Here is a 26,208-nt window from a genome sequence, read left to right as displayed (position 1 = left end):
GGTCGGCCGGGGCGCGCGTTTCTCCGGTCCGAGGGCAGTGGATAAATTGGGACACCGCTTCGTTACCGATCAGTAGATGTGGGGATGCGGGTGTCACGACTGGTGTCCTGGATGCTGCGCGGGCTGTGGTCCTGGGCGCGGCGCCACGCCGACGTCCGCTCCGGATCCCGGGCGGCGCGCCGCTTCGCCGCCTACGGACCGGGTACCTCGATCGCCTTCCCGCCCGCCACGATCTTCGGTGAACCGTGGATCGCCCTGGGTGCGCACACTCTCGTGGGCGCCGACATCACGCTCACCGCGGGGATGGTGCCCGGCCAGCAACTGGGCGAGGCCGGGCCCGTCATCCGCATCGGCGACGGCTGCACGATCGGGCGGGGCTCGCACGTGGTCGCCCACCGCTCCATCGAGCTGGGCGACGACGTCTTCACCGGCCCCTACGTCTACATCACCGACCAGAACCACGTCTACGCCGACGTCGAGGTTCCGGTGGGCCGCCAATGGCCCGCCGACGACCCCGTGCGCATCGGTGACGGCACCTGGATCGGCGCCAACGCCGTCGTACTGCCCGGAGTGCGGCTGGGCCGCAACTGCGTGGTGGCCGCCAGCTCGGTCGTGCGGCCCGGCGACTACCCCGACCACAGCGTCGTCGCCGGCGTCCCCGGCCGGATCGTGCGCCGCTACGACCCCGAGGCCGGCTGGGTGCCGCCGCTGCGCAGCGGCGAGACCCCCCGCGGTGAGAACGCCTCAGCGCACCTGGACGGCGGCAGCATGGCGCCGCCGGAGGTCTGACGGCCCACGCGCGTACCGGCGAGCGGAGCAGCGCGGCCTCAGTGCTCGGCTGAGCAGCCGGCGTGCGGCCAGGCTCCCTCGCGGACCAGCGCCAGCACCAGGGCCGCGATGTTCCAGGCGTCGTCCGCGCCGCGGTGGTGGCGGCCTTCCAGCGGAAGCCCGGCGATCTCCAGCGCCCGATCCATGCCCGGCCGCGTGCGCAGGCCGCGGGCCCGGGCGAAGACGGCCTTGGCGTTGGTGTGCCGCCGGCCGAAGGGATAAGGCACAGCGGTGGCGCGGCACTGGCGCTCGAACTGCTTGCGGTCGTAGTCGCCCCAGCTCGCCCAGGGGCGCCGCCGCGCGTCGTGCTCGGCGGCGAGTCGGCGGCACGCCTCGGCGAAGCCGGCGCCGCGCTCCACCTGTTCGGGGGCCAGGCCGGTCAGTTCGGTGCAGAAGGCGCTCACGGATGAGCGCGCTGGACGGACCAGGATGCCGCGGCGCTCGACACGTTCACCGGCGCTGAGGTCGACCACTGTCAGCCCGATCTCGATGATCTCGCTGGTCTCGCCTGGCGGCGGTTCGCCTTCCCAGCAGGTGGCCTCGACGTCGACGACGTTGAGCAGGTGTCGCGGGGAGTCCACGGCCCCAGTCTAGATTCCGCCGCTTGCTGATCGCGCCGGGAGGCGGACCGGGGCCCGCCCGAGATGGCGTGCCGGCGGTCGCGGTGCGCCGTCATCCCGCCGGGTGCCCCTTCGCGGCCGCGGACGAGCGGGTGGCCAGCAGGGCGCCGCCGGCCCACAGCAGGTCCGCGGCGGTCATCAGCAGCCGCGACAGCGCGGCCACGATCAGCGCGGAGCCGGGGTCGAGGACCGGAGCCAGGCCCACCACCAGCACCAGTTCGCGCACGCCCAACCCTGCGGGAGCGAAGACCACCAGCACGCCCAGCGTCCAGGCCAGCGCATAGGCTCCGGCGGCAGCCGGCAGCGCACGGGCGTCGCCGCCTGCGCCCGCGGCGGCCACCAGCACCCACACGTGCAGCGACAGCGGAACCCACGCCGCCAGCGACCAGCCCAGCGCACCGGCCATCCCGCGTCCGGAGACGCGCTCCAGCTCGGGATTGTCCCGCAGCGGCCGGGGGCCCGCTGGGCTTCCCGGATCCCGGGCGCCGCCGTCGGGTCCGCCGGAATCCCCTCGGCTCTCCGCGCACTTCCCCCGATCAGGGCCGGGCGCTACGCGGCGCGCCACCCGCTGGGCCGTGTGGATCAGCGCGGTCACCGCGCGCGGGTGCAGCAGGGCCGGCAGCACCGGAGCCAGCGCCAGCACCCACCACCACCGGCGCGCGGCATCGGCGCTGACGAAAGGCAGCGTGGCCGCGGCCACCGCCAGGTTCACCGTCAGCGTCACGGCCACGGCGAGTACGGTCGCGGCGATGCCCCGCTGCCGCGCCACGTCGTGGTCGCGAGCCAGCTCCACCTGGGCGACGAACGCCCACACCGACCCCGGCAGGTACTTGCCGAGCTGGCCCAGGAACATCACCCGCGCTGCCGTGCCGACCGGCAGGCGCGACCCCAGGTCCGCCAGCACCGCGCGCCAGGCCATCATCTGGGCGCCCAGCCCCGCCAGCGCGGCCAGCCCCGATCCGGCCACGGCCCAGGGAGACAGCGCCGCGAGCGCGTCGCGTGCCTCCCCCCACCGGCTGTACAGCGCGGCACCGGCGCACGCCAGCACGACCAGCACGATGGCCAGCCGCACCCACCGGTTGGCACGAAGGCGGTTCAGCACCCGGCCAGCCTAGGTCGTGTTTGGTGGGTTCGTCCGTAGCGAGCGGCGCACTCGTGTGCGCCCCGCGCCCGATGGCGCGAAGCGCCGCCCTGGTGCGGGGCGTTGCGATAGGGCCTCCCCTGCGCCCCTACTCGGCGGGCTTCGCCATTATCGCCGAGCGGGGGCCCTGGCGGGCTTGGCCATTATCGCCGAGCGGGGGCCCGGTGCCGCTCTCGCAAGGCCGAGGAAGGAGTTCCCCTACTGCGCGGGCTCCGCAGGCTCCGCATCATCGCGCAGCGGGGGCCCGGGGCGGGCCCCTGCCGACTGCCCCTGACAGGCGGCTTCGCCATGGTGCCTGTCAGGGGCCCAGAGAACGCAGCGAGAGCGCGAAGCCCACCCGTCACCCGCCACCACCCCGGCGGCCGCGCAGTAGGACAGCGACCCACCGAACACGGCCTGGGCCGACCAGCCCTTCCCGGCCTCCATGCACGTCCTGAAGGCGCCGATCCTGCTGCCGCCGCCGCGCTCGCCGGCGTGCCGCGGCGGTAACTGCACGATCCCCGGGCGGACCGGACCGCCGCGGCCGGTGCTCCGCGGGCTTACCCGGCGATGCCCTCCAGGAAGGACTCGATCGCCTCGGCCACGGCCGCGGGGCGGGTGACGTGGGCAGGGGGAGGGGCGTCGAGTGCCCGGACGGTGCGGCGGGGACGGGGTGCGGCGAGTTCGTGGGCGGCCTGGGCCGCGAGCATCGCGCTGAAGCGGGCGGGGGCGCCGGGGATCGGCGGCAGAGGGCGGCAGGTGACCAGTGCCAGCGCCGGGACGGGAAGGGCGCGGGCCGGCGCGTCGGTGTCGTAGCGGTCGAGGTCGGCGCACAGCGCCCGAACCGCGCGCGGACCCGGGCGCAGCGAGACCAGGCGGTCGTCGCGCAGCGCCGCCCGCAGCGCCATCGCCTCCAGCACCGGTCCGGGGAGGCCGAAGGCGCCGGCGCGGAAGCTCGCCAGCTGCCGCTCGAAGACCTCGGCGGGCATCGGCGAGCAGGCCGCCGCGAACTGGTCCAGGACGAAGGCGCGGGCGGCCCCCACATTGGCCGCGGCTTCGTCGGGCCCGAGCCCCAGCCGCTCGGCGACCACGCCCGGTCGCGGCCATCCGTAGGCGTCGATGCCCACGGCGGCCGAGGCGCCGCCGTGCCGGGAGGCGAAGAGGGTGGCCACGAGGCCGCCGAAGCCGTGACCCGCCACCACCGGTGCCCGCAGGTCCAACCGGTCGAGCACCCGGCCGAGGTCGGCCATGTGGCCCTCGACGGTCCAGGCGCCGTCGGCGGAGCGGCCGTGGCCGCGCAGGTCGAAGGCGTAGACCGGGCGGCGCGGCGCGAGCCGGTCGGCCAGCGGCTCCCACTCCTCCACGGTGCCGCCCAGCCCGTGCACCAGGACCAGGGGAGCACCGGCGCCGTCGCGGCCGCGAACGGCCAGGTCCGGGGCGTGTGGACCGCCCTCGACCACGGTCTCCCAGGGCGGCGCTGTCGCCGTCGCCATCGCACACTCCCCGATCGCAGGCGCCGCCCGCCACCGGCGGCACTTCCCGGAAGGCTAGGTGCCGCCGCTGCCGGAGCCCTGACAGATCGCTGATGCGGTGCGGACCGCAGCGGGGCCGCGGGCGGCCCCGCTGCGGTCGGAACCGGTGCACAGGCGCCTTCCCGTAGGCTGTGGCGCGTGGGAATGCCTGACGTCGTCGCCTTCGCCGGTCACCAGGTCCATGTCTGCCGCTACCGCGAGGCCAACACCCTGCTGCGGTGGCTGGGCTCCGACCTGCACGGCAAACGCGTGCTGGACGTCGCCGGGGGCGACGGCTACTGGGCCGGCCAGGCCCGGCGGCGCGGAGCCGACGCCGTCTCCGTCGATCTGGCCCGCGGCAAGATGCTGCGCGGCGCGAAGCTGCGCCATGCGCCCGCGCTCGTGGAAGGCGACGCGCTGCGGCTGCCGCTGCGCGACGCCTCGGTGGACAAGGTGCTGTCCATCTGCGCGATCGAGCACTTCGACGACGGCCCCGCGGCGCTGGGCGAGATGGCGCGGGTGCTCAAGTCCGGTGGCGAGCTGGTGATGTCGGCCGACTGCCTGTCCCGCCGCGACCGGTGGCCGCACCTGTTCGCCGCGCACAGCCGCCGCTACCACGTCAAGCGCACCTACACCCACGAGTCGCTCGCCTGCCTGCTGGATGCGCAAGGGCTGGAGGTCCTGGAGCACAGCTACCAGTTCCGCGGCCCGCTGGCCGAGCGCACCTACCTGTCGGTCTCGGCCCGCGGCGGCCGGGTCGGCTTCAACGCCGCCGCACCGCTGGTCCCCCTCATCGCGCTGGGCGACGCCCGCAGTCCCAACACCCGCGGCAGCATCGTGCTGATCCGCGCCCGCAAGCGCGGCGCCGCCTGAGCCGCCGGGGCGGGCCGTCACCCGGCGGGAGCCCCGTCCAGCGCCTTGCGCATCAATGTGCACACGGTCTCGTATCGGCGGACGCTTCCGTCCGCGTCCTGGACGTCCCACGACTCGGGACGGGTACCGCACGGCGTGTACCCCAGGCGGGCGTAGAGCGCGCGGGCCCGGTGGTTGTCCTGCTCCACGCTCAACCGCGCCCAGCCGCGGTTCCGGGCGCGGATGCGCTGCTCGGCGGCGCCGACGAGCCGCGTGCCCAGGCCCAGCGAGCGCAGCGCGGGATGGACGGCCAACTGCCACAGGGTGCCGGCGTCCGGATCGGGTGCGTAGTCGACGCCGCCGATGGCCACGGGTAGATCCGAAGGCGGGCACACGGCCAGGTACTCCACGTCGCCGCTGCGGGCGCGCTCAAGCGCCGCGCGAACCGCCTCCAGATGCGGGGGAGCACCCGACCACCCGCAGTAGGCCAGGTCGGCCTCGCTCAGGTCGCGCACCCGCACGGGCACGGTGATGCGACCCGCCTCCGCCACCGCATCCCCGCCCTTGTGCGGCCCGCCCGGCCGCTCGACCGCGTCTGCCGACCTTCCGCGTCCCCCAGCTCTCCACGGCACCGCTTCTTCGCTCATGCGGTCATCATGCCGCGCCCGTGTCCCGCCGCCCCTTGCGCAGAGCCCGGCGGTGAGCCCGGGCGCGGCCGCCTGGTGCGGTACGGCGGGTCCGCCCCGACGGCATCCGGCGCGCACCGAGGACGCAGACCACGGCGCCGACCGCGCGTTGCCCGCCGCCGGCGGGCCTGACGCGGGCACCCGCGGGTTCGGGCACACCCGGCGGGCGCGCGGCGGGGCGGACCGAGCGGCGCCCGGGCGCCGCCGTATCGTGCGGGCCATGACTCGTGCCGGACACCGGAACAGCGAAACGACCGAATCCGTCCCCGCACCCTCGTCCATGCGCCGCGCGCTGGCCCGGGCCCGCGACGGCAAGACCCTGGACCCGGCCGAAGCCGAGGTCCTGCTGCACGCCCGCGGCGACGACCTCGACGCCCTCCTCGACCACGCCGGCCGGGTCCGCGACGCCGGGCTGGAGGCCGCCGGGCGCCCCGGAATGATCACCTACAGCCGCAAGGTGTTCGTCCCGCTCACCCGGCTGTGCCGCGACCGGTGCCACTACTGCACCTTCGCCACCGCCCCCGCCCACCTGGACGCCCCCTACCTCGAACCCGGCGAGGTGCTGCGGATCGCCCGCGAGGGCGCCGCACTCGGCTGCAAGGAGGCCCTGTTCACCCTCGGGGACCGCCCCGAGGACCGCTGGCCGCAGGCCGCCCGGTGGCTGGACGAGCGCGGCTACGAGGACACCCTCTCCTACGTGCGCGCCATGGCGATCATGGTCCTGGAGGAGACCGGCCTGCTGCCCCACCTCAACCCCGGGGTGCTGAGCTGGTCGGACTTCCAGCGGCTCAAACCCGTCGCGCCGTCCATGGGCATGATGCTGGAGACGACCTCCCGGCGGCTGTTCACCGAGCGCGGCATGCCCCACTACGGCAGCCCCGATAAGGATCCCGCCGTGCGGCTGCGCGTGCTGGAGGACGCCGGCCGCTGCACCGTGCCGTTCACCACCGGCATCCTGATCGGGATCGGCGAGACCGCCGCCGAACGCGCCGACTCGGTGTTCGCCCTGCGCCGGGCGTCCCGCGAGTACGGCGCAATCCAAGAGGTCATCGTGCAGAACTTCCGGGCCAAGCCCGGCACCGCGATGAAGCACCGGCCCGACGCCGAGATCGCCGAACTGGCCGCCGCCGTCGCCGTGACCCGCCTGGTCCTGGGCGCCAAGGCGCGCGTGCAGGCGCCACCCAACCTGATCGGCGACCAGTACGGCCTCATGCTGCGGGCCGGGATCGACGACTGGGGCGGGGTGTCCCCGCTGACCCCCGACCACGTCAACCCCGAGCGCCCCTGGCCGCAGATCGAGGAACTGGCCCAACGCACCGCCGAGGCGGGGTTCCGGCTGCGTGAACGGCTCACCGTCTACCCGGAGTACGTCCGCCGGGGTGAGCCGTGGCTGGACCCGCGGGTGGCCGGCCACGTCGCCGCGCTGGCCGAGCCCGGCACCGGCCTGGCGCGCGAGGACGCCGAGGTCGTCGGCCGGCCCTGGCAGGAGCCCGAGCCCCAGCAGGCCGCCGGCGGCCGCACCGACCTGCACACCGCCATCGACACCGAGGGCCGCACCGCCGAGCGGCGCGGCGACTTCGACGCCGTCTACGGCGACTGGGAGCGGTTGCGCGAGCGCATGTCCCGCCCCGCCCTGGGCACGGGCGCGCCGCGCCGCTTCGATCCCCACATCCGCGACGCACTCCGGCACGCCGAGCGCGACCCGGCCGGGCTCGGCGACGAGGAGGCGCTGGCCCTGCTGCACGCCCACGGCGAGGAGCTGGAGGAGCTGGCGGCCCTGGCCGACGCGGTGCGCCGCGACACGGTCGGCGACGCGGTGACCTTCGTCGTCACCCGCAACATCAACTTCACCAACGTCTGCTACACCGGCTGCCGCTTCTGCGCCTTCGCCCAGCGCCGCACCGACGCCGACGCCTACACCCTGTCCCTGGACCAGGTCGCCGACCGCGCCGCCGAGGCCTGGGAGGCGGGCGCGAGCGAGGTCTGCATGCAGGGCGGCATCCACCCCGACCTGCCCGGGACCGCCTACTTCGACCTCGCCCGCTCGGTCAAGGAGCGTGTGCCGGACATCCACGTGCACGCCTTCAGCCCCATGGAGGTGGTCAACGGCGCCGCCCGCACCGACTCGTCCGTGCGGGCGTGGCTGGAGCGGGCGCGCGAGGCGGGCGTGGACTCGCTGCCGGGCACCGCCGCCGAGATCCTCGACGACGACGTCCGCTGGGTACTGACCAAGGGGAAGCTGCCCGCATCGGCGTGGATCGACGTCGTCACCACGGCCCACGACCTGGGCATCCCCACCACCTCGACGATGATGTACGGCCACGTGGACACCCCCGAGCACTGGGTCGCCCACATCAGGCTGCTGCGCTCCCTGCAGCTGCGCTGCCTGGAGCACAACGGCCGGCCGGGCTTCACCGAGTTCGTCCCGCTGCCGTTCGTGCACACCAGCGCGCCGATCTACCTGGCAGGGCTGGCGCGCACGGGACCCACGGTGCGCGAGAACCGGGCGGTGCACGCGCTGGCGCGGCTGCTGCTGCACGGCGCGATCGACAACATCCAGTGCTCGTGGGTGAAGCTGGCCGAGGACACGTGCCGGCAGCTGCTGGCGGGCGGTGTCAACGACGTGGGCGGCACGCTGATGGAGGAGACCATCAGCCGCATGGCCGGCTCCGACAACGGCTCGTTCAAGACCATCGGCGACATCCGCGCCCTCGTCGAGCCCACCGGCCGCCCGCTGCGGCAGCGCACCACGCTGTACGGGGAGGTTCCGGCCGAGCGCCGCGCGGTAGCCGAGGCCAACGACGGAGTGGCCGCGAGCATCCGCGGGACGCGGCTGCCGGTCGTCTGAGCGCCGAGGGCCGCGGCCCGCCGTATCCGGCCGCAGGCTCCGGATCCGGCGCCCGGCTGCGGCCCCCGGGCGCGGTCCCTGATCCCGTCCGCGGGACCGCCCGCGACCGGCGCCGGTAACGCCTCGCCCCCCGGCGGCCAAGTACCCGTGAACGCAGGCGGAAGCCGACGAGGATGCTGAGAGAGGCGCCAAGTGGCAGGTGAGAGCAGACGCGCGGGCCCGCGGGAGGCGGCGCGCGACCCGGATGCCTTCGAGGAGTTCTACCGGCGGCACATCGACGCGGTCACCCGGTTCGTGGCCCGGCGGGTCGACGACCCGCACACCGCCGCGGACCTGACCGCCGACGTGTTCCTGGCGGTGATCGACTCGGCGCGCACCTACCGGCCCGAGTTGGGCAACGAGTCCGCCTGGCTGTTCGGGATCGCGCGCAACGTGGTCTCGGCCGAGCGCAGGAGGGCGGCCCGCGAGGCCGACAGCGGCAGCCGGGTCGCGGGCCGCAGGCTGCTGGAGTCCGACGACATCGGCCGCCTGGAGGACCGGATCCTCGCTGAAAACGAGGGGCGCAGGCTGCTGGAGTCGCTGGCCGACCTGCCCGAGGGCGAGCGGCAGGTGCTCGAACTGGTGGCGGTCGACCAGCTCACCGTCACCGAGGCCGCTGCGGCCCTCGGCATCCGCAAGGTGACCGCCCGCGTGCGGCTGTACCGGGCGCGCAAAGCCCTGCGCGCCCGGGCGCAGCGCACGGCGGAGGCGTCCGCGGACCTCTCGGCCGCCGACCGGCAGGCCGCCCCGGCCGGGACACCCGGGCAGAGCCCGGTCCGGATGGCCGCCTACGCACGCCAAGCACACGGAGCACAGGGAGAGGCATGACAACGGACAAGACGGCACGGTTCGAGGACCGGCTGCTGAGCGAGCTGCAGCGGGAGGTCGCCCTCAACGCGGCCGAGCTGGACGCGGAGGAGCGCGCGCCCGCCCCCCGGCGGCGCCTGTTCACCGCCCCGCGCCTGGGGCTGGCCGCGGCGGGCGGCGCGGCGGTCGCCGCGGGGTTCGTGCTGGTGCCCGGGGCGATGGCGCCGCCGGCCTACGCCATCGAGGAGAAGCCGGACGGCAGCGTCCAGGTGAGCATCCAGGACCTGACGCTGGACAAGGAGCAGCAGCAGGAACTGGCCGCCGACCTGCGCGCGGCGGGGGTGACCGTCGAGACCCGGAGTCCGGATCCGGGCATGCGGTGCACCGCCGACCTGCGGGTGGGCAGCTTGACCGTGCTTCCCGGGAAGAACGGCGACGGCGTGTTCACGGTGGGGAGCGCCTACTCGCCGAAGCCGGGTTCGGTCGACGCGCCGGAGCCGCCGGGGGACGTGGGCTCGAAGGTGCCGTGGTCGTTCGCGGTGGACGCGGAGGACTCCATGGTCATCGAGAACTACGTGCCCAAGGAAGGCGGGCAGCACCGCACGTCGTTCTACATCGCCCAGGGCGAGCCGGAGCCGTGCGAGCCCGTGCCTGCCGACCAGTGGTGACACGGTGACGCGGTGATGCCGGCCGCGCGCTGACCGCGGCGGGCCGGAGGAGGCCGCGCCGGAGCACCGGAAGAAGAACGGGAAGAGAGGGTGCGGCGCCAGGGGATGACCGGCGCGCCGCACCCTCTCGGGCGTTCCCGGTCCGGGTGGGCCGCCGGTGCGGCCGGCGGGTGGAGGACCGGGAGGGATGGCGAACAGGGGAGGGGCCGTGTATCGGCGGTGTGGCGGTGGCCGGCCCCGGCGCGTGGAGCTGCCGGGACCGGCCGCCTCCTCCGGCGGGGTCAGGGCCGGACGGCCCGCCCGCGCCCCGCGCGGCGCCGCGGATGCGGCTGATCGGCGGTGCGGCCGATCAGCCGGTCCCCAGCCGGGCGCCGAGCGCGTCGGCGAAGGCGTAGCCGTTCGTGGCGTCCCAGTTGATCGACCACGTCATCGCGCCGCCGATCGGCCCGTAGGGCTCGCTCGGGGTGAAGGCGCCGCAGTTGCGCCCCTGCTCCAGGCAGTCCAAGGCGCGGATGACGTTGGACGCCGGCTGGTAGCCGCCGCCCGCCGCGTCGGGGGTGGCGGGCAGCCCCAGCCCCACCTGGTCGGGGCGCAGTCCCAGCTCCAGCTGGATGCAGGCCTGGGCGGTGAGGAAGTCGACCGTGCCCTGCGAGTAGACCTGCTGGTCGCAGCCCAGCATCGAGCCGGAGTTGTAGTACTGCATGTTGACGATCGTCAGGATGTCGCCGATGTTCTGCGCGAGCTGGTAGTAGGCGTAGCTGGGGGCCTGGAAGTCGATGGTCTGCGGCGCCATCGTGATGATCAGGTCCGAGCCGGCCTTGGCCCGCAGCGACCGCAGCGCCTCCTCCATGTACCGGGCGTTCATGCCGTGTTCGAGGTCGATGTCGATGCCGTCGAACCCGAACTCCTGCATCAGCGCGTAGGCGGAGTCGGCGAAATTGGCCGCCTCGGCGGAGTCGGTGACGTCGACGTGGCCGTTCTGGCCCCCGATGGACAGCACGACCTTGCGGCCTTCGGCCTGGACGGCGGCGACGTCCTCCTTGAACTGCTGGTTGGTGTAGCCGCCGAGTTCACCGCCGGCGACGTCGAAGGTGATGCCGCCGGGAGTGCCGGCCTTGTTGCCGGCGAAGGCCACGGCGATGAGGTTGTAGGCGGAGGGGACCTCGCTGATCGGCATCGTGGTCGAGCCGTTGTCGAAGTTGTGCCAGTACCCGGTGAGCCACCGGCCCTCCGCCGCGACAGGGGATGCGGAGGCGGCCTCGGGGCCCTCGAGCACAGCGGGGGCGGCGGCCGCCGCCATGCCGAGGGTGGACAGCACGGCGGCGCCGGCCAGTGCCGCGGAGAGCCGCGGGAACCGGGCGAAGGGGCCGGCGAACCGGCCGCGGCGGCGGGTGTGTCGGGGATGTCGGGGAGCGTTCACGAAAGGGGGCTCCTTCCAGGTGTCCGTGCGTCCATGAGCGGGGAAAGGACGCAAACCCGGGTGCATGCCGACCGGGTTCGCTCTCAGTGTTCGGATCCGCACCTGAAGTGTTAAGAAACCTAAGAGTTGCCGTCCGGCCCGTCAACCCGATCTGGAAGGAATATTTTCAAAAACTCGGCGTCCCGGACCGGAAACGCTGCGCAAGCGCGCGCCCCTGCCCAGGTGGGGGCGAAGGTGCGCGTGAGGCGGGTGAGCGGGGCTCGCCCGGTGTGAGGTGTCCGACACCAAAGATCGGTCCGCCGGAGTAAGGCTTCATCCGGTGCGCGCCGGGGGAAGCCTTTCTTCATCGCCCCGGAGGCGGTTCCGGACTCCCCATCAGGGGAAAGCTGCCGCCATGACCCTCCCCACAGAAGCCCCGCGGCAGCGTCGCCGCATGAGCGGGTCCGGCCCTGCCCAGGGCGGCAACCGCACCGAAGCCGCCGAGGTCCTCGACGCTTCGCCGTTCCGCTTCCGCAAGTCGAGCTACTCGTTCAAGGAGAACTGCCTGGAGGTCGCTGAGGGCCCGGGCGCCGGCGTCGCCGTCCGCGACTCGTTGAACACCGCAGCGGGGCACCTGGTGTTCACCGCCGCCGCGTGGGCGGCCCTCCTCGGCCTCGTGAAGGCGGGGACCCTCTAGCGGGCGAGCCGCTCACATGTGGAACGGCAGGTGCCGCCACGGACTCTGGGGGTGCGTCATCATCACGTGGTGCACCTCCAGCGGCGTCGTGTACCAGTGGCCGAACTCGCCGTCGTCGAAGTGCAGGCACCGGCCCAGGATGTAGCCCGCGGAGAAGTCGGCCCAGGTGGGGTAGTACCGGCGCGCCTGGGCGCCCGCCCGCACGGCGTACCACTGCGCCGTCTGCATGTCGGTGTAGCCGCACTGCACGCCCCAGCGCGCCATGTTCGCGCCGCGGCCGAAATCCCAGGCTTTGATCGCGTAGACGACTCCGCCGGGCGGCAGCAGGCCGTCGGCCGCGAAGCGCTTCTCGTAGTGCAGGATCATGCCGGCCAGGGCGACGAACCGCTCGTAGACCGCCTGCTCGATCCCGCGCTGCCGGCACATCCGCGCGATGGCCTCGCGCCACAGCCCGGGCTCGACCGGCCGCCCGATGGCCTGCGAGGCCGCCTTGCGCAGGTCCAGCAGCACGCCGGCGGCGGGGTTGCTGTCCTCGTCGTCGATCAACGACTCGGTCTGGCGCCGCCAGTCCGCCGCGGACTCGATCCCCCAGTCCTCCCGCAGCCCGGCACGCTTCTCCTCGGGCGTGCAGCAGGAGCAGCCGCCGGGGCTGTTCCACGCGGCGTCGTTGGCGACCTGGATGTGCACCGCGCATGCGTAGGCGTGGGCGAGCGGACCGTGGAAGGGTCCCTGGGGATCGGCGTTCAATCCGAGTCTGCTGCCCTGCACCGCGGCTCCCTGCCCACCGGCCGCCGCCCACCGGCCGGCGGCACCCGTTCGTCGGTCGAAGGCCCGGTATACCACGCCGCGGCCGCCGCCGCAGTACCGAATCAAGCGTCGTCGGGGAACAACCGGAACGCCTTGTGCGGGGAGGCGGCGACGGGAGCCAGCCGAGTCGGAGCTGCGGAACCGCGCCCGGCCGTGCGCGGGAAGGGGAGGCGCCGGGGGAGTTCTCACGACAGGCGGACCCGCCCGGTGTCGAGGGAGTAGTAGCCTCCGGCGACGTCGAGCGCCCCTTGGTCGATCAGCGGGGCCAGCAAGGCGTCGCGCTTCAACGATTCCACGGTGCGGCGGCTGTTCGCGCGGATCATCCGGTCGACGCGGTTCGGGCCGCCTCGGCCGTCCACCTCGTCGTAGGCCGGCCGCAGCGCCTCGGCGATGTCCTGCAGGTGCCCGGGCAGCGGCTCGCCTTCGCGGAGCGCGGCCTCGGCCGCCGTCACCGCACCGCAGCGCTGGTGGCCGAGGACCACGACCAGCGGCGTGCTCAGCTTGGCCGGCCCGTACTGCACGCTGCCCGTCGCGATCGCGTCCAGGAGCTGTGCGGCGGTGCGCACGACGAACAGGTCGCCGATTCCGGTGTCGAAGATCAGCTCCGGCGTGACCCGGGAGTCGATGCACACGACCACGACGGCGAACGGGCGCTGGCCCTCGGCCACCTCCTCCCGGCGCTCGACCGACTGGTGGGGGTGTCTCAGCCGTCCTGAGACCCAGCGGGCGTTGCCCTTGAGCAGCCGCCGGCGTGCGCCCTCGGGGGTGTAGACGCCGCGGTCGTCGTCGTCGAAGTCGCGGTCGTCGTCGGAGCCGCGGGCGCTCGCGGGTGCGGCGCCCAGCAGAGACAGCCCGACCCCGCCGACCGTCGCTCCTCCACCGCGGAGCAGCCCTCGCCTGGTCACCCCCGGAGGCCGGGAGGAGGCCGGGGCGCCGCCGTCGGTGCGGAATCCGTCCTGTCGCATGGGGACACCTATTCCTCGATGGATACTGGATTCTGTATACAGAGCCGAATCCACCGGGTAAAGGTGTCAATTTCCTGGCGCCGACGGCTATGGACACGCTCCTGGGCAGCTCAGGACCGGCGTCCCGGTACCCCGGGGCCGCGGTCACCACGTGGGACTCCGGTGGGCTACCGCCTGAGAGGGCCAAGTCGTTGATCCATTGCCATGGCCGCCTCATCCTTGGCGCGTATACTGGTACCAGTCTAGGTACCAAGGGAGGTGTGGGCATGCCCGCACTCAACATCGAGTTCACCGCCGAGGAGATGGAAGAGATCCGTCAGGCGGCTGCTGCTGAAGACACCAGTGTCAAGAAGCTGGCTCGGGAAAGTGTCCTTGCGAGTATTCACCGGCGTCGCGTCATGGAGGCGGCAGCCAGGGTCACACAGGCGTCCGCCGGGCTGAACGAGCGGCTCGCCCGGTAGATGCCAACTGCGAACATCATCTATCTCACCACGGACTTGGTGGTCGACATCACCGCTATGGCGCTTCGGCAGAACGGCCAGTACCAAGTCGTGGTCCGCGATTACGGCCTGTTGGAGAGCGCGGTGCACCGACCGCGCTCCTCAACTTTCGGCGTGGAGCACTACCCGGGTCTCTTCGACAAAGGCGCGGCACTCATGCAGTCCCTGGCGCGCAACCATGTCTTCGTCGATGGGAACAAGCGTGCCGCCTGGAACTGCACCGCGGTGTTCTTAGAGGTCAACGGGGCGCCCTTGAGAACTCCCGTCGACGAAGACCGAGCCGAGCGCTTCGTTCTCGATGTGACGACGGGAGCTGAATCCACCGTCGCCGCCATCGCGACCAGACTGCAGGACTTCCACGGCGATACCTCGCATGCTTAGAGCCGGTGCACTGCCGTGGAGCTCAATCGGGCCCCCTCCGCGACTCAGCATTCGATCACGTTGACCGCCAGCCCGCCCCTGCTGGTCTCCTTGTACTTGTCCATCATGTCGCGGCCGGTGTCGCGCATGGTGCGGATGACCTTGTCCAGGGACACGAAGTGGCTGCCGTCGCCGCGCAGGGCGATGCGGGCGGCGCTGATCGCCTTGACCGCGGCCAGGGCGTTGCGCTCGATGCAGGGGACCTGGACCAGGCCGCCGATGGGGTCGCAGGTCAGGCCGAGGTTGTGCTCCATCGCGATCTCGGCGGCGTTCTCCACCTGGGCCGGGGTGGCGCCCAGGGCCTCGGCCAGGCCGGCGGCGGCCATGGACGACGCCGAGCCGACCTCGCCCTGGCAGCCGACCTCGGCGCCGGAGATCGAGGCGTTCTGCTTGTAGAGGATGCCGATCGCGCCGGCCGTCAGCAGGAAGCGCACCGCCCCCTCGTCGCCCGCGCCCTGGGTGAAGTGGGTGTAGTAGTGCAGGACGGCCGGGACGATGCCCGCCGCGCCGTTGGTGGGGGCGGTGACCACGCGGCCGCCGGCGGCGTTCTCCTCGTTGACCGCCAGGGCGTAGAGCGTGATCCAGTCGGTGCCGCGCATCGGGTCGCCCGGGTCGCCGCGGCCGGGCCCGGCCAGCCCCTCGGGGTCGCAGTGGCCGCCGAGCTGGCGGTAGAGCCGGTGCGCGCGGCGGGGGACCTTGAGGCCGCCGGGCAGGGTGCCCTCGGTCGTCACGCCCCGGCGCACCGACTCGCGCATCGCCCGCCAGATCTCCAGCAGGCCCTCGCGGATCTCGGCGTCGGTGCGGCCGAACGCCCGCTCGTTGGCGAGCGTGACCGAGCTGATGGACATGCCCGTCTCGCGGCAGGTCTCCAGCAGCTCGGCGGCGGTCGCGAACGGATAGGGCTGCGGGGTGTCGTCGGAGGTGATCCGGTCGGCGCCCACGGCCTCCTCGTCGACGACGAAGCCCCCGCCCACCGAGAAGTAGGTGCGCGAGCGCAGCTCGGTCCCCTCGGCGTCGAAGGCGGCGAAGCGCATCCCGTTGGGGTGGCCGGGCAGCGTCTCCTTGCGGCGGAAGTCCAGCTGCGCCTCGGGGTCGAAGTCGACCTCGTGCGTGCCGCCCAGCGCCAGCCGGTGCTGCGTGCGCACCCGCTCCACCATCGCGGGAGCGGCGTCGATGTCGACGTCCTCGGGCGTCTCGCCGAGCAGCCCCAGCATCACCGCGCGGTCGCTGCCGTGGCCCTTTCCGGTCAGTGCCAGCGAGCCGTACAGCTCGGCGCGCACGGCGGCGGTCTTCTCCAGGAGCCCGGACTCGCCCAGACCGGTCGCGAACATGCGGGCCGCCCGCATCGGACCGACCGTGTGCGAGCTCGACGGGCCGATCCCGATCGTGAACAGGTCGAAAACACTGATTGCCATGTCCTGCCCTCCTTAGCGGGCACAGGAGCGATGTTGGTGTTCGGTGCGGCCGGACGCCAGCGCGACGCGCGGCCCGGCCGCACCAGGAGGGCAGGGTCCTGCCCTCTACAGCTCCGGGTAGAGCGGGTTCTTGCGTACGAGCGCCTCGACGCGGCCCCGCAGCGCCGCGGCGTCGTACTCCGGCTTGAGCGCCTCGGCGATGACGTCGGAGACCTCGGCGAAGTCCTCGTCGCCGAACCCGCGCGTGGCCAGCGCGGGGGTGCCGATGCGCAGGCCGGAGGTCACCATGGGCGGCCGCGGGTCGTTCGGCACCGCGTTGCGGTTGACCGTGATGCCGATCTCGTGCAGCCGGTCCTCGGCCTCCTTGCCGTTGAGCTCGGAGTTGACCAGGTCGACCAGTACCAGGTGGACGTCGGTGCCGCCGCTGAGCACCCGCACCCCGGACTGCACGGCGTCCTCGCGCATCAGCCGCTCGGCCAGGATCTTGGCGCCGGAGACGGTGCGCCGCTGCCGGTCGGCGAACTCCTCGCCCGCGGCGACCTTCAGCGCGACGGCCTTGCCGGCGATGACGTGCTCCAGCGGGCCGCCCTGCATGCCGGGGAACACCGCGGAGTTGATCTTCTTGCCGAACTCCTCCTTGCTCAGGATGAGCCCGCCGCGGGGGCCGCCCAGCGTCTTGTGGGTGGTGGTGGTCACCACGTCGGCGTGGGGCACCGGGCTGGGGTGCAGCCCGGCCGCCACCAGGCCGGCGAAGTGCGCCATGTCCACCATGAACAGCGCATCGACGTCGTCGGCGATCTTGCGGAACCGCGCGAAGTCGAGCTGGCGCGGGTAGGCCGACCACCCGGCGACGATCATCTTCGGCCGGTGCTCCCTGGCCAGCGCCTCGACCTCGTCGTAGTCGACGGTGCCGTCCTCCGGGCGCACATGGTAGGCGACCGCGTTGAGGATCTTGCCGGAGTAGTTCAGCTTCATGCCGTGGGTCAGGTGGCCGCCGTGCGCCAGATCCAGGCCCAGGATGGTGTCGCCCGGCTTGAGCAGCGAGAAGTACACGGCCGTGTTGGCCTGCGCGCCCGAGTGCGGCTGGACGTTGGCGTGCTCGGCGCCGAACAGCTCCTTGGCCCGGTCGATCGCCAGCTGCTCGACGACGTCGACGTGCTCGCAGCCCCCGTAGTACCGCTTGCCGGGGTAGCCCTCGGCGTACTTGTTGGTCAGGACCGTGCCCTGGGCCTCCAGCACCGCCTGCGGAGCGAAGTTCTCCGAGGCGATCATCTCCAGGGTGTCGCGCTGCCGGTTCAGCTCGGCCTGGACGGCGGCGGCGACCTCCGGGTCGAGCTGGTCGAGGGTCTGATCGAGCAGATTCCGCTGAGAGGGCATGTGATTAACCTTCGCCTTCGGTCAACTGCGTGTACTGCTCAGGGCTGAGCAGCTCGGACGGTTCCTCGGTGACCTCCACCTTGAAGAGCCACCCCTGGCCGTAGGGATCGGTCCCGATGACCTCGGGGTTGTCCACCGCCGCCTGGTTGACGTCGACGACCTCGCCGTTCACGGGCGAGTACAGGTCGCTGACGGACTTGGTGGACTCCACCTCCCCGCAGGTCTCGCCGACGGCGACGGTGGTGCCCGTCTCCGGCGGTTCGACGTAGACGATGTCGCCGAGCGCCTCGGCGGCGAAGGCGGTAATGCCCACCGTTGCGACACCGTCGCTGATCGCCACCCACTCGTGCTCGCTCGTGTAGTTCAGCTCCGCGGGAACGCTCAATTCAACTCTCCAGGAGGTCGTCGTTGTCCGGGTACGGCGGGCGCCGTCGCGCGCGGCCGCCCGACCTGTTCGGCGTGTGGACCGCCGGCGGTTCCACCTCGTCGAATTCTGCCGCCTCGGCCTGCGGGCCCGCACGCGGTATGCGCGGTTCCGGCTGCCGGGGGAGTCAGCGCTCCCGCCGGTAGAAGGGCAGGTCGACGACGTCGACGGCCTCGGCGCGGCCGCGCACGTCGACCGCCGCCTCGCCCGCCCCGGGGTCGGCCCCGCTGTCGATGTAGGCCATGGCGACGGGCTTGCCCAGCGTGGGCGAAGGCGCCCCGCTGGTGACCGCGCCCACGGGCGCGCCGTCGAGCAGCACGGTGTTGCCCTTGCGCAGCGGGCGGCGGCCGCGGGAGACCAGGCCGACCAGGCGGCGGCGCGGTCCGTCGTCGGCGACGCGCTGCAGGGCCTCGCGGCCCACGAAGTCGCCGGGCTTGTCCAGCTTGACGACGCGGCCGAGGTTGGCCTCGAAGGGGGTGGTCTGCGCGTCGAGTTCGTTGCCGTAGAGGGGCATTCCGGCTTCGAGGCGCAGCGTGTCGCGCGCGGACAGGCCCGCCGGCACCAGGCCGTGCGGCTCGCCGGACTCCAGCAGCGCCTCCCACACGGCGGGGGCGGCGCTTCCGGGGGTGAGGAAGATCTCGAAGCCGTCCTCGCCGGTGTAGCCGGTGCGCGCCAGCAGCGCCGGGTGCCCGGCGACGTGGTGGGAGTAGCCCGCGTAGTACTTGATCCCGCTCAGATCGGCGTCGGTGAGGGGCGCCAGGATCGCCGCGGCGGCCGGGCCCTGTACGGCGATCAGCGCGTAGTCGGGGGAGCGGTCCTCCACGAGGGCCCCGAAGCCCGCCGCGCGCTCGCTGAGGGCGGCCAGCACGGTCTCGGCGTTGGCGGCGTTGGCCACGACGAGGTACTCCTCGTCGCCGAGCCGGTAGACGATCAGGTCGTCGAGGACGCCGCCGTCGGCGGCGGTGATCATGGTGTAGCGGGCGCGCCCCGGGGTGACCTTGGACAGGTGGCCGACCAGCGCGTAGTCGAGCATGTCGGCGGCCTGGGGCCCGGTGACGTGGATCTCGCCCATGTGGGAGAGGTCGAAGAGGCCGGCGGTCTCGCGCACGGCCGTGTGCTCGCCGCGTTCGCCGCCGTAGCGCAGCGGCATCTCCCAGCCGGCGAAGTCGACCAGGGTGGCCCCGGCCCGCTGGTGGACGGCGTGCAGCGGTGTGGTTCGCAGTGCCGATCCCTGGTCCGGCGCAGTCATGCTCACTCCCGAGAGGATGGACGTCGTTTCGTGACAGCCGTTGCCATCCTCCCCCTCTGTCATGGTGCCTGAGAGCTTCGCCGCGCAGCCGCGGCTTGCACCTTCGGCGAGGGGCCCCGGGCCCCTGCTTTCCAGAGTGGTCTCGACCGTACGGTCCGGCGCGCCTGAGAGGTTCTCTGGGGAGGAATTGCTCCTTCGGCGGCCCGTACCGGCTGCACGGACTCTCTCCCGTACGGATTCAGCGACCGTTTCCAGGCTAACAGCGGGGGCTTCGCGCGAACAGACAAGGGCATGCAAAGCGCTGCCACCGGCGCTGTGACCGGGGAAGACGCGGGATCACGCCGAGCGGCGCTTGCGCACCGCCTCGGCCAGCCCGCCCAGGACGTCCTCGGTGGTGGACCAGCTCATGCACTTGTCGGTGATCGAGCGCCCGTAGACCAGGTTCGCCGGGTCGCCGAGGTGCTGGGCGCCCTCCTCGATGAAGCTCTCCAGCATCACGCCGATGACGCCCCGCTGGCCGTCGGCGACCTGGGCGGCGATCGCCTCGGCGACGGCGGGCTGGCGGGTGTGGTCCTTGCCGCTGTTGGCGTGGCTGGCGTCGATCATCAGCCGCCGCGGCAGCCCCGAGCCCTCCACGACATCCAGCGCCGAGGCGACGCTCGCGGCTTCGTAGTTGGGCCCGCTGCGCCCGCCGCGCAGGATGACGTGGCAGTCGGGGTTGCCCGCCGTCACCACGACGGATCCCGCGCCCGAGGGGTCGACGCCGAAGAAGGTGTGCGAGGCCGCCGAGGCGCCGCAGGCGTCCACGGCCACCTGCACGTCGCCGTCGGTGCCGTTCTTGAAGCCCACGGGCATGCTCAGGCCGCTGCCGAGCTGGCGGTGCACCTGGCTCTCGGTGGTGCGGGCGCCGATCGCGCCCCAGGCGACCGCGTCGGCGATGTACTGCGGCGTGATGGGGTCGAGGAACTCCGTGCCCGCCGGCACCCCGATGGAGCCGATGTCCAGCAGCAGCTTGCGAGCCGTGCGCAGGCCGCGGTGCACGTCGTAGCTCTCGTCGAGGCCCGGGTCGTTGATGAGCCCCTTCCAGCCCAGCGTGGTGCGGGGCTTCTCGAAGTAGACGCGCATGACCAGGCACAGGTCCTCGCGCAGCGACGGCGTCAGCGCCTTGAGCCGCTCGGCGTAGTCCAGGGCCGCGTCCGGGTCGTGCACCGAGCAGGGGCCCACGATCACCAGCAGGCGGTCGTCGGCGCCGTCGAGCACCCGCTTGACCTCGGTGCGGGCGTCCTCGACCAGTCCCGCGCGCTCGGGACCCATCGGGAGCTCGGCCAAGAGGTCCTGCGGCGCGATCAGCGGCTGGTAGCTGGCGACGCGCGTGTCGTTGGTGTTGGGCATGCTTTTCGTGTCCCTCTTCCGTCTCCCCTGCGGACCCACCTAGAACACTAACGCGGCCCAGGCGCGAGTTCGGTGCCGGAGGGCCTACCGGCGCGGCCGCGCGCCCCGCGTCCCGGCCGGCCGTGTCGCCGCGGCGGTGGGGCGCGCGGGCGCCCGCGCGCCCGGCAAGGCCGCGCGCAGGGCCGACGCGTTTACTGTGACCCTGGTCACTTCCCCGGCGGGGGCGGCGGCGCGCGGCGGTGCGGCCGCCCGGGGCGCGCGCCCGCCACCCGGTCGCCGTGCGGCGCCGGGGCCGCGAGCGCGGCCCCGTGCGCTGGAGTGATCTTGGTCGCCCCGCCCGGCGCGGGCACCGAAACCCCGGCGGTCGCGGAATTGCGGGCGCATTGCCGCGGCGCCCGCATCGCCCGCTCAGCGGCGGCTTCGCGGCACCGCGCCCGCCCCGCCCGGTTCTAGGATTGGCCCCGGCCACATCTGCGACGAAGGACCCGTTACCCATGCGCACGCTGTACCCGCCCATCGAGCCCTACGACTCCGGCATGCTCGACGTGGGCGATGGACACCGGATCTACTGGGAGCTGTGCGGGAATCCGGCGGGCAAGCCTGCGGTGTTCCTGCACGGAGGCCCCGGGGCCGGCTGCTCCCCCGACCACCGCCGCCTGTTCGACCCCGAGCGCTACCGGGTGCTGCTGTTCGACCAGCGCAACTGCGGCCGCAGCACCCCCCACGCCAGCGGCATGGACGTCGACCTGAAGACCAACACCACCTGGGCCCTGGTCGAGGACATCGAACGGCTGCGGGTCATGGCCGGGGTGGACCGCTGGCAGGTCTTCGGGGGCTCGTGGGGGAGCGCACTGGCGCTCGCCTACGCCGAGGAGCACCCCCGGCGGGTGAGCGAGCTGGTGCTGCGCGGCGTCTTCACCCTGCGCAACGAGGAGCTGCGCTGGTTCTACCAGAACGGGGCGTCCTTCCTCTTCCCCGACCTGTGGGAGGACTACCTGGCGCCCATCCCCGAGGAGGAGCGCGAAGACCTCATCGGCGCCTATGCCGACCGACTCGCCTCGCCCGATCCCGGCGTCCGGTTGACCGCCGCCCGCGCGTGGAGCACGTGGGAAGGCTCGACCATCACTCTCCTGCCCGACGAGCGGATCCGCGCCCAGCACGCCGAGGACGAGTACGCGCTGGCCTTCGCCCGCATCGAGAACCACTACTTCGTCCACGGAGGGTTCTTCACCCCGGGCCAGCTCATCGCCAACGCCGACCGGCTGCGCGGCATCCCCGGCGTCATCGTGCAGGGCCGCTACGACGTGTGCACACCGGCCAAGACCGCCTTCGACCTGCACCGGGCCTGGCCCGAGGCGCAGTTCCACCTGGTCGACGACGCCGGACACGCCTTCAGTGAGCCGGGCATCCTCCACCACCTCATCGAGGCGACGGACGCCTTCGCCGGCACCTGAGCCGCGGCCCGGCCCGGCGCGCGAAGGCGGCGGATCCCGCCTCCGGCGGGCCGTCCGGGGCACGACGGCCCGCCGGAGGCGGCGCTAGGGTCGGACGGGACAGCGGCCGAGGATCGCAGAGCGAGGAGAACCATGCGGGTCAACGTCGACTTCGACCTGTGCGAGAGCAACGCGGTGTGCATGGGCGTGGTGCCGGAGGTCTTCGAGGTACGCGAGGACGACTTCCTCTACGTCCTGCAGGAGGAGCCCCCCGAAGACCTGCGGGCCGAGGTCGAGGAGGCCGCCCGCATGTGCCCCAAGCAGGCCATCAGGATCGAGGGCTGACCTCGGCCAGCGCGTCCTGCCAGGTGGTGGGCTCGCTGAGCAGCCGGCGGTAGCGCATCACCTTGGGCGTGGAGCGCAGCCCCAGCACACCGACCAGCATCCCGGCGCGGCCGAGGAACGCGACGAACTTGCGGTCCTCGGCCGACCCGTGCACGATCTCGGCGGTGTCGGCCGGCGCCGCCTGCCCCAGCAGCTGGATCTTCATGCCGTACTGGTCGGACCAGAAGTAGGGGACCGGTGTGTAGGGAGTGCCGGCGCCCTCGCCCGCCAGCAGGTTGCCCACCGCGGCCGCCGCCTGCTCGCCGGCGTTGGTCCAGTGCTCCAGGCGCATCCGGCCGCCGTAGCGCGGATGCGGCCAGGCCGCGATGTCGCCGGCCGCATACACGCCGGGCAGCGCGGTCCGGCAGTACTCGTCGCAGAGCACCCCGCCGGTCCCGGCGGCGACCTCGACGCCCGAGCCCTCAAGCCACTCGGTGTTGGGCAGGGCTCCCAGGCCGGCCACCACCAGGGGCGCCTCGACCGCGCTGCCGTCGTCGAGCCGCACCCGCTCGACCCGCCCGCGGCCCTCGAAGCCGGTGACGCCTGAGCCCAGCCGCACGTCCACGCCGTTGTCGCGGTGCAGCTCGGTGAGGACGCTGCCGATGCGGGGGTCCACGACACGGGTCAGCGGAGTGGGTGCTGCCTCGATCAGCACCACCTCCAGCCCTGCCGTGCGTGCGCTGGAGGCGATCTCGGCGCCGATGAATCCGGCTCCCACGACGACGACGCGGTCGTGGGCCTTGAAGGCGTCGCGCACCGCCTCGGCGTCCTCGACCGTCCGCAGGGCGTGCACGCCGGGCAGAGCGGTGCCGGGGCGGCGGGCGCGGGACCCGGTGGCGATGACGACGCCGTCGGCGGTGACCGCGGAGCCGTCGTCGAGCTCGATCGCGCGTTCGCGCGGGCGCAGCCGCCGGGCGCGCCGGCCCAGGCGCCAGTCGAGGTCCAGGGCGCCGAAGGCGGCGTCCTCGCGCAGATCGAGGCCGGCGGGCGCGCCCTTGCCCGTCAGGAACTCCTTCGACAGCGGCGGGCGGGAGTAGGGGCGGTGCCCCTCCTCGCCGATCAGCGTGATGCGGCCGTCGAACCCGGCCTCGCGCAGGGACTCGGCCGCGTGCAGACCGGCCATCCCCGCCCCGGCGATCGCGATGTCGCGCATGTGCCGCCCTTCGTCGATGGAGGTCGAACAGGTCGAACGTGTCGGACGCCGCGCCCGGGTACCCGACCCGGGCCGCGCGCCGCGACCCTCGTCTGCTGGAAACGTAGCCCGGCCCGCCGCGATTCCGCCGCGGGCGTCCACAGCCCCCGCTGGAGCGGTGATCGGTCGGCCGCCACCGCGGTGGGCGAGCGCCCCGGCCCCGCGCCGGCGGCCGGCGGGCTCAGCGGACGGATGCCCCGGCGGGGACCGGCCGCAGCGCGCCGACGGGTGCGCCGCCGCCGCGGACCTCGGCCGCTCCCACGTCGCGCACCGGCTCGACGTCCACGCCGAGAGCCTCCAGCGCCTCCAGTGCGGCCATGGTGCGCGCCCGGAACAGCGGGTCGCCGTCGCTCAGCTTCACCGCGGCGACCTCGCCGCCGGGCGCGGCCACGACCAGCACTCCCTCGGCGCCCATCTTGGCCACCGACCCGGGCAGCCGCCGCATCAGCACGGTGTCGGTGCGCCCCTCGCCCGCGACGTATTCGGGGCAGTCCCGCATGGCTCGCAGCACGGCGGCCTCGGGCGAGGCGTCCTCGGCCCGCACCATCGCGTGCAGGCCGCGGGCCAGGCCCAGCAGCGAGACCGCGAGCTGGGGTGCGCCGCAGCCGTCCACGGTGGTGTGGGAGATCCGCTCGCCGCACATCTCCTCGACCTCCCGGCGGACGAGCTGCTGCACGCGGTGGCGGGGATCGAGGTAGTCGGTAGTGCTCCAGCCCTGTGCGACACAGGCGGCGAGCATGGCCGCGTGCTTGCCCGAGCAGTTCATCAGCAGCGGCGCGGGCGAGCCGCCCGCCTTCAGCAGCCGGTCGCGCTCGGCCCGGTCCAGCGGCCAGTCGGGCGGGCAGCCCAGGTCGTCGGAGTCCAGCCCTGCCTCCGCCAGCATCTCGACCACCGCTTCGACGTGGCGCAGCTCGCCGCTGTGGCTGCCCGCGGCGATCGCGATCTGCGCCGGCTGCAGGCGGGCGCCGCCGCGCAGCGCGGCCGCCGCCTGGAACGGCTTGGCGGCCGACCGCGGCAGCATCGGGGCGGCCGCGTCGCCGCGCCGGTAGCCGATCTCACCCTCGGATGTGAGCCCCACGGCCGTGCCGAAGTGCGTCCCCTCGCAAAATCCCGACCGGACCACCTCGACCAGCGGGACGTACTGCGGCGGCTGCGGACTCTCGGGCATGGGCACTCCTCGGTCGGGGGCTCTGCGTAACTCTCTCGTGCGGGGGCGCGGGCCCGCGGTCGTGCGGGCGGGGCCGGTGGTGCAACGCGGCCGGAGGCGCCGGTCTTCCCCCGCGTGTCGTAGTGTCGGCCCCGCGGGGGTGCCGCGATGACGATCGGACGGGGAGGGACGCCGGTGCTGGACGCCGAACCCGACGCCGGGCGGGTGGTCCGTATGGGGGCCCTGACCCGCCGCCGCGGCGCGGCCCGCAGCGCCCGCGAGCTCGACTACGCCGTGGTGGACGTGGAGACGACGGGACTCTACCCCGGGGAGGGCGCCCGGATCTGCGAGATCGCGGTGGTGCGGATGCGGGGCGACGGCACGCTGCTGCGCGAGTTCACCACCCTGGTCGACCCCGGCGTCCCGGTCGCCGGCCAGGAGTTCCACGGCATCGCCGCGGGCGATGTCGTCGGCGCGCCCAAGGCCGCCGAGCTGGTGGGCGTGCTCACCGGCCTCTTCTCGGGCGCGGTGGTGGTCGGCCACAAGCTCGGCTTCGAGGGCCGCTTCCTGGCCTCGGAGCTGCTGCCCGCCGGCCTGCCGGGCGGCCTGCCGGGGCTGTGCACGCTGCTGGCGCTGCGCTCCCAGCTGGACCTGCCCCGCTACTCGCTGCCGCGCGCCTGCCACACGCTCAGCGGGCACTGGCCCACCGGCCAGCACACCGCGCTGGGCGACGCCCGCGCGTGCGCCCAGCTGCTGACCGAGCTGCTGGCCAACGCCCCCGGAACGCTGCGCTACACCGGACCGGATCCGGTCGAGTTCGATTCGGGCGAGCCGGATCAGGGCGGCTGGAAGCCGCGGACCGCGTATGCGGCCTCGCCCTCGGCAGCCGCGCTGCGCGGTCACCCCGAGCGCCCGCCGGCCGTGTGGCCGCACCGCTGGCGGCCGCTGGAGCTGGACCCGCGCGACTGCGGCGGCAGCTTCAGCGCCCAGCAGCGCGCCGCGGCCGAGCGCGACGCGGAGTGCCGCAGCGCGGCGCTCGACGCGGCGGCGGCCTCGGCGGCGCTCGCCTCGGCCCTGGCGGCCACGAGCGCCGTGCGCCTGCTGGCCCGCCGGGTGCGTTCGGGCCTGGCCTGAGCCTCCTGGGCGGCCGAGCCTGAGGCGGCGGGAAGCTCAGATCCCGGACAGCGCCAGGAAGAAGGCGATGATCAGCGCACTGCCGCCCACGGCGGTGAGCGCGGCCCGGCCCGCCTCGGTCAACCGCGCGCGGACCAGCTGGGGAGCGCCGCCTGCCTGGATCCGCGGCACGCGGTTGAACATCGCGACGGCGACCAGGGCGGCGCCGGCCAGGATCAGCATCAGGGACACCGGGGGCACCTCCAGGGGGGCGGAAGCTGGGCCGGTGTTCGATTGTGCCGCACCCCGCGGCCG

26 protein-coding genes and 1 riboswitch are annotated in these 26,208 nt (G+C 73.7%); of the genes, 11 read left to right on the top strand and 15 right to left on the bottom strand.

Annotation, left to right across the window (positions count from 1 at the left end; translation table 11 throughout):
• The first annotated feature begins 84 nt into the window (after nt 1-84).
• Complete coding sequence (locus tag FZ103_RS13960) at nt 85-789, top strand: acyltransferase (RefSeq protein WP_156001579.1); 705 nt, start codon at nt 85-87, stop codon at nt 787-789.
• Between the two features lie 38 nt (nt 790-827).
• Here FZ103_RS13960 and FZ103_RS13955 read toward each other — a convergent pair whose 3' ends face one another.
• The 3 genes from FZ103_RS13955 to FZ103_RS13945 all read right to left on the bottom strand — a co-directional run bounded on the left by FZ103_RS13955 (nt 828) and on the right by FZ103_RS13945 (nt 4,061).
• Nucleotides 828-1,409, bottom strand: a complete 582-nt coding sequence (locus FZ103_RS13955; protein WP_186356281.1) for a 3'-5' exonuclease — start codon at nt 1,407-1,409, stop codon at nt 828-830.
• A 91-nt stretch (nt 1,410-1,500) separates the two neighbouring features.
• Nucleotides 1,501-2,550, bottom strand: coding sequence for a lysylphosphatidylglycerol synthase transmembrane domain-containing protein (locus FZ103_RS13950; RefSeq protein WP_186356280.1), 1,050 nt, complete (start codon nt 2,548-2,550; stop codon nt 1,501-1,503).
• Nucleotides 2,551-3,128: 578 nt separating this feature from the next.
• Nucleotides 3,129-4,061 (bottom strand): alpha/beta fold hydrolase, encoded by a 933-nt coding sequence (locus FZ103_RS13945; protein ID WP_156001578.1) that lies wholly within the window; start codon nt 4,059-4,061, stop codon nt 3,129-3,131.
• Nucleotides 4,062-4,244: 183 nt separating this feature from the next.
• Between FZ103_RS13945 and FZ103_RS13940 the strand changes: the two genes are divergently transcribed.
• Nucleotides 4,245-4,952, top strand: a complete 708-nt coding sequence (locus FZ103_RS13940) for a class I SAM-dependent methyltransferase (RefSeq protein ID WP_156001800.1) — start codon at nt 4,245-4,247, stop codon at nt 4,950-4,952.
• Nucleotides 4,953-4,969: 17 nt separating this feature from the next.
• On the opposite strand, the gene FZ103_RS13935 is transcribed toward FZ103_RS13940, so the two are convergent.
• Nucleotides 4,970-5,482 carry a GNAT family N-acetyltransferase gene (locus tag FZ103_RS13935; protein WP_222936758.1) on the bottom strand — a complete coding sequence of 171 codons (513 nt, stop codon included), beginning with the start codon at nt 5,480-5,482 and terminating at the stop codon, nt 4,970-4,972.
• A gap of 355 nt (nt 5,483-5,837) precedes the next feature.
• Between FZ103_RS13935 and FZ103_RS13930 the strand changes: the two genes are divergently transcribed.
• From FZ103_RS13930 to FZ103_RS13920, 3 genes are all read left to right on the top strand, one after another.
• Nucleotides 5,838-8,465, top strand: a complete 2,628-nt coding sequence (locus FZ103_RS13930; protein ID WP_156001576.1) for a bifunctional FO biosynthesis protein CofGH — start codon at nt 5,838-5,840, stop codon at nt 8,463-8,465.
• Nucleotides 8,466-8,657: 192 nt separating this feature from the next.
• A complete protein-coding gene (locus FZ103_RS13925) occupies nt 8,658-9,332 on the top strand; it encodes a sigma-70 family RNA polymerase sigma factor (protein ID WP_186356279.1) in 675 nt (224 codons plus the stop codon).
• Nucleotides 9,329-9,979 carry a hypothetical protein gene (locus tag FZ103_RS13920; RefSeq protein ID WP_156001575.1) on the top strand — a complete coding sequence of 217 codons (651 nt, stop codon included), beginning with the start codon at nt 9,329-9,331 and terminating at the stop codon, nt 9,977-9,979. Before FZ103_RS13925 ends, FZ103_RS13920 begins: the two co-directional genes overlap by 4 nt.
• A 349-nt stretch (nt 9,980-10,328) precedes the next feature.
• On the opposite strand, the gene FZ103_RS13915 is transcribed toward FZ103_RS13920, so the two are convergent.
• Nucleotides 10,329-11,279 (bottom strand): chitinase, encoded by a 951-nt coding sequence (locus FZ103_RS13915; RefSeq protein WP_186356330.1) that lies wholly within the window; start codon nt 11,277-11,279, stop codon nt 10,329-10,331.
• 553 nt (nt 11,280-11,832) lie between these two features.
• Between FZ103_RS13915 and FZ103_RS13910 the strand changes: the two genes are divergently transcribed.
• The gene (locus FZ103_RS13910; RefSeq protein WP_156001573.1) at nt 11,833-12,075 is read left to right on the top strand and encodes a DUF397 domain-containing protein; all 243 of its coding nucleotides are present in this window, start codon (nt 11,833-11,835) and stop codon (nt 12,073-12,075) included.
• A 12-nt stretch (nt 12,076-12,087) separates the two neighbouring features.
• Here FZ103_RS13910 and FZ103_RS13905 read toward each other — a convergent pair whose 3' ends face one another.
• Together FZ103_RS13905 and FZ103_RS13900 are read right to left on the bottom strand one after the other, a co-directional pair.
• A complete protein-coding gene (locus FZ103_RS13905) occupies nt 12,088-12,843 on the bottom strand; it encodes a DUF1266 domain-containing protein (RefSeq protein ID WP_186356278.1) in 756 nt (251 codons plus the stop codon).
• A gap of 224 nt (nt 12,844-13,067) precedes the next feature.
• Nucleotides 13,068-13,847, bottom strand: a complete 780-nt coding sequence (locus tag FZ103_RS13900; protein WP_156001571.1) for a carbonic anhydrase — start codon at nt 13,845-13,847, stop codon at nt 13,068-13,070.
• Nucleotides 13,848-14,113: 266 nt separating this feature from the next.
• Between FZ103_RS13900 and FZ103_RS13895 the strand changes: the two genes are divergently transcribed.
• Together FZ103_RS13895 and FZ103_RS13890 are read left to right on the top strand one after the other, a co-directional pair.
• On the top strand, nt 14,114-14,308 hold the full coding sequence (locus tag FZ103_RS13895) for a hypothetical protein (RefSeq protein WP_156001570.1): 195 nt from the start codon (nt 14,114-14,116) through the stop codon (nt 14,306-14,308).
• On the top strand, nt 14,309-14,728 hold the full coding sequence (locus tag FZ103_RS13890; protein ID WP_156001569.1) for a type II toxin-antitoxin system death-on-curing family toxin: 420 nt from the start codon (nt 14,309-14,311) through the stop codon (nt 14,726-14,728).
• A 44-nt stretch (nt 14,729-14,772) separates the two neighbouring features.
• On the opposite strand, the gene FZ103_RS13885 is transcribed toward FZ103_RS13890, so the two are convergent.
• From FZ103_RS13885 to FZ103_RS13865, 5 genes are all read right to left on the bottom strand, one after another.
• Nucleotides 14,773-16,182: an L-serine ammonia-lyase gene (locus tag FZ103_RS13885; protein ID WP_156001568.1), complete on the bottom strand. Its 1,410-nt coding sequence runs from the start codon at nt 16,180-16,182 to the stop codon at nt 14,773-14,775.
• A 105-nt stretch (nt 16,183-16,287) separates the two neighbouring features.
• Entirely contained in the window at nt 16,288-17,559 is a 1,272-nt protein-coding gene (gene glyA, locus FZ103_RS13880) for a serine hydroxymethyltransferase (protein ID WP_156001567.1), read from the bottom strand.
• Between the two features lie 4 nt (nt 17,560-17,563).
• The gene (gcvH, locus tag FZ103_RS13875; RefSeq protein WP_156001566.1) at nt 17,564-17,944 is read right to left on the bottom strand and encodes a glycine cleavage system protein GcvH; all 381 of its coding nucleotides are present in this window, start codon (nt 17,942-17,944) and stop codon (nt 17,564-17,566) included.
• 166 nt (nt 17,945-18,110) lie between these two features.
• On the bottom strand, nt 18,111-19,232 hold the full coding sequence (gcvT, locus tag FZ103_RS13870) for a glycine cleavage system aminomethyltransferase GcvT (protein ID WP_156001565.1): 1,122 nt from the start codon (nt 19,230-19,232) through the stop codon (nt 18,111-18,113).
• Between the two features lie 141 nt (nt 19,233-19,373).
• Nucleotides 19,374-19,473: riboswitch (glycine riboswitch) on the bottom strand.
• Nucleotides 19,474-19,568: 95 nt separating this feature from the next.
• Nucleotides 19,569-20,624 (bottom strand): 3-deoxy-7-phosphoheptulonate synthase, encoded by a 1,056-nt coding sequence (locus tag FZ103_RS13865; RefSeq protein ID WP_156001564.1) that lies wholly within the window; start codon nt 20,622-20,624, stop codon nt 19,569-19,571.
• Between the two features lie 494 nt (nt 20,625-21,118).
• On the opposite strand from FZ103_RS13865, the gene pip reads away from it, so the two are divergent.
• A complete protein-coding gene (gene pip / locus FZ103_RS13860; protein WP_156001563.1) occupies nt 21,119-22,078 on the top strand; it encodes a prolyl aminopeptidase in 960 nt (319 codons plus the stop codon).
• Nucleotides 22,079-22,210: 132 nt separating this feature from the next.
• On the top strand, nt 22,211-22,402 hold the full coding sequence (locus FZ103_RS13855) for a ferredoxin (protein WP_156001562.1): 192 nt from the start codon (nt 22,211-22,213) through the stop codon (nt 22,400-22,402).
• Here the strand turns inward: FZ103_RS13855 and FZ103_RS13850 are convergent.
• Both FZ103_RS13850 and FZ103_RS13845 read right to left on the bottom strand, forming a co-directional pair.
• Complete coding sequence (locus tag FZ103_RS13850; RefSeq protein ID WP_156001561.1) at nt 22,386-23,594, bottom strand: NAD(P)/FAD-dependent oxidoreductase; 1,209 nt, start codon at nt 23,592-23,594, stop codon at nt 22,386-22,388. The two genes, FZ103_RS13855 and FZ103_RS13850, sit on opposite strands and share 17 nt — an antisense overlap.
• A 220-nt stretch (nt 23,595-23,814) precedes the next feature.
• Nucleotides 23,815-24,801: an asparaginase gene (locus tag FZ103_RS13845; protein WP_156001560.1), complete on the bottom strand. Its 987-nt coding sequence runs from the start codon at nt 24,799-24,801 to the stop codon at nt 23,815-23,817.
• Nucleotides 24,802-24,948: 147 nt separating this feature from the next.
• Between FZ103_RS13845 and FZ103_RS13840 the strand changes: the two genes are divergently transcribed.
• Nucleotides 24,949-25,914 (top strand): 3'-5' exonuclease, encoded by a 966-nt coding sequence (locus FZ103_RS13840; RefSeq protein WP_156001559.1) that lies wholly within the window; start codon nt 24,949-24,951, stop codon nt 25,912-25,914.
• Between the two features lie 36 nt (nt 25,915-25,950).
• Here FZ103_RS13840 and FZ103_RS13835 read toward each other — a convergent pair whose 3' ends face one another.
• Complete coding sequence (locus FZ103_RS13835; protein ID WP_186356277.1) at nt 25,951-26,145, bottom strand: hypothetical protein; 195 nt, start codon at nt 26,143-26,145, stop codon at nt 25,951-25,953.
• Nucleotides 26,146-26,208 lie beyond the last annotated feature (63 nt).

The sequence above is a fragment of the Streptomonospora sp. PA3 genome (assembly GCF_009728995.1).
Taxonomy (GTDB): domain Bacteria; phylum Actinomycetota; class Actinomycetes; order Streptosporangiales; family Streptosporangiaceae; genus Streptomonospora.
Note: the sequence above shows the minus strand (reverse complement) of the source record. Positions and strands in the feature narration are given on the sequence as shown.